This is a genomic window from Bradyrhizobium sp., from assembly GCF_049512235.1.
GTDB lineage: Bacteria > Pseudomonadota > Alphaproteobacteria > Rhizobiales > Xanthobacteraceae > Bradyrhizobium.
Genome location: NZ_JBEKXH010000711.1, coordinates 1 through 2,617 on the forward strand (window position 1 = coordinate 1; position 2,617 = coordinate 2,617).

At 61.3% G+C, this 2,617-nt stretch carries 3 protein-coding genes; all 3 read left to right on the forward strand.

What is annotated here, in order from left to right:
* Positions 1-310: 310 nt before the first annotated feature.
* The 3 genes from ABSG20_RS34295 (at position 311) to ABSG20_RS34305 (ending at position 2,481) form a co-directional block, all read left to right on the forward strand.
* On the forward strand, positions 311-586 hold the full coding sequence (locus ABSG20_RS34295; protein WP_423868866.1) for a hypothetical protein: 276 nt from the start codon (positions 311-313) through the stop codon (positions 584-586).
* 198 nt (positions 587-784) lie between these two features.
* Positions 785-2,182 (forward strand): YeiH family protein, encoded by a 1,398-nt coding sequence (locus ABSG20_RS34300; protein WP_423868867.1) that lies wholly within the window; start codon positions 785-787, stop codon positions 2,180-2,182.
* Positions 2,183-2,241: 59 nt separating this feature from the next.
* A complete protein-coding gene (locus tag ABSG20_RS34305) occupies positions 2,242-2,481 on the forward strand; it encodes a hypothetical protein (RefSeq protein ID WP_423868868.1) in 240 nt (79 codons plus the stop codon).
* The last annotated feature ends 136 nt before the right edge of the window (positions 2,482-2,617 follow it).

Genomic DNA, 2,617 nt, shown 5'->3' on the forward strand with positions numbered 1-2,617 from the left:
AGGCGACCTCAATGTACATCCTGCCCTGCCATGTCATGGCCACGCCCGACGCTGCCGCGTCCACCGCATCTCATCCCGCGTGTCTGACGATCGCGATACGCCCCTCATCTGGAACGAGACGGGTGGGACTATAGCTGATTCGAACAAAAGGTAAACATAAATATTTTGCTCGTTGTGGCTTGACTGCCCAAATCACACCAGATCTAGGGCCTGTCTTAGCCCGTCGGGCAGTTTCTTTTCGCGACGTCATCCGAGAGCGCGACGGACAAGAAAAAATTTGACACGTCGGGCAAATCACTGGCATATTGCGATGATCACAGGAACCAAATGCCCGCGCCGAGATATCGGTCGCGGGTTTTTGTTGGCCGTCAGCAAGCGTGATTCGGAGGCTCCTGCGCGTAGACATTCTGGTTCGCCGGTTATAACAACCGAAGCGGCGGATTACGACCATCTGGTCCGCGCGACGCGCGCGAACCGGATGCTCTCCAATCCGCCCTACGCGCCGGCCAAACCTGCGATGCAACTTTCCCATCTTGATGTTGAAGTCGGCCCGCTGCATGAATTTGCGGATTACATCGTTCTGTAATGTGCTCTGATGAGATGAGGCGCTTCTCGCGCCAATCCGCCCTGACAGAGAAGAAAATTCCGGCTGCGAGGCTGGCGCCGCCACGTCCTTCTTTTTTTCCTCAACCTATTGCCGTCAACAAAAATGTTTTTCTAACTTGCCGCCGGGGATTGGACGTCAGCCTGCCGCGGCTCGACTGACCAGCGAAAGGACCGGGCGATGGCAAACGTTGAAGTAGCTGAAGTGCATGGCGCGCAGGTTGCAGCGCCGCTGCGCTGGCGCGAACTGTGGTTGAAGGAAGACTGGTGGGCGATCTGGCTCGGCCTCGGCATCGTCATCGTGGCCTACATTTTCTTCGCGAACGGTTCGAGCATTCGCTGGCTCGCGGTGACGCCGGCCAAGTGGTCGAACTTTTCCCAGATCGAGGCGCATTTTGCCGCCAATTACGTTCGCTACATCGCCCAATTCGTTGCATGGCTCGCGGTCTTTACACTCGCGCTGACCGCGCTCGGGCACAAGGCGCGCGAATTCATCCCGTCCTTCATCGTGCTTTACGCTCTGTCGGTGATCATCTTCGCGCTTGGCCAATGGGACCAGGCAAACACCTATAACCTGGAGCCCCCGCTGGTAGCTCTGGTGCTCGGCCTGCTGCTCTCCAATGTCGTCGGGCTGCCGCGCTGGCTCGATGCCGGGTTTCGCGTCGAGTTCTACATCAAGACCGGCATCGTGCTTCTGGGTGCCACCCTGCCCTTCACGCTGATCGTCTGGGCCGGACCGGTGGCCATTCTGCAGGCCTCGATCGTCTCGATCGTGACCTTCCTGGTGATCTATGGGGTTGGCGTCAAGCTCGGGCTTGACCGGCGGCTCGCCGCCACCTTGGGCGCCGGCGGCGCGGTCTGCGGCGTATCGGCGGCGATCGCGATCTCCGGTGCGGTCGGCGGCAAGAAGGAAGACGCGCCGATCGCGATCACCGTCGTGATCATCTGGGCGATTGCGATGATCTTCGTGCTGCCGTTCGTGGCGCAGTCCCTGCACCTGCCGGCGGGTGTCGGCGGCGCCTGGATCGGTACCTCCGAATTTGCCGACGCGGCCGGTTTCGCCGCGGCGCAGACCTACGGCAATATTGCCGGCAGCGGCGCCGTCGCCGGCAGCAGCGATCAGGCGATATTCGCCTATACGCTGATCAAGGTGGTCGGCCGCGACGTCTGGATCGGCATCTGGGCCTTCGTGCTGGCGATCATTGCGACCACGCAGTGGGAGCGCACCGAGACCGGCCGCAAGCCCGAGGCCGCCGAGATCTGGTGGCGGTTTCCAAAATTCGTGTTCGGCTTTCTGCTGGCTTCACTCCTCATTACGCTGGTGACGGCAAGCTACAGCCTTGCCGATTTCAACAGGATCGCGGTGCCGGCGCTGGTGGGACCGATCAAGGACCTGCGCACTTGGGCTTTCATCTTCTGCTTTCTCAGCATCGGACTGACCACGCGGTTCCGGGAACTGGCGGGGGCCGGCAAGAAGCCGTTTCTGGCCTTCAGCGCCGGCGCCGTCGTCAACGTGATCGTCGGCTTTATTCTGTCGGCGATCGTGTTCGCAGCGCACTGGGAAAACCTCGCCCGTTAGTCGCCCCACCGGGATTGCGGCCCGGCGATTCGTCGCCGGACTATCAAGAAAGATACCCCATGAGCGACAAAGGACCGCAGCGTCAATGCCGCTGCTGCAGCCACTTCCGCAACGATGCCAAATATCTTGAAACCGCTTTCAAGGGACTAGCGAGCCTCAGCTCGGCCTACGGTTCGGTGCGCTCGGACGATGGCATCTGCCTGCGGCACGACCGCTATCTCAGCGCGCGATCCTCCTGCCCGGACTTCCTTGCCGCCGGCCTCGGATCCGGTGACGCGGGAACCGTAGCGGCGAACTAGACGACAGATTCCTTGAAACCTGTCATTTCAGGCCGCGGGCATTGGCCTCTCACTCCCTCTCCCGCTCTTCGCGGGGGAGGGTGGGGTGGGGGCGCGGCATCGGCGGTGTTGGTTACGTGTGTGGCCGCGATATCAG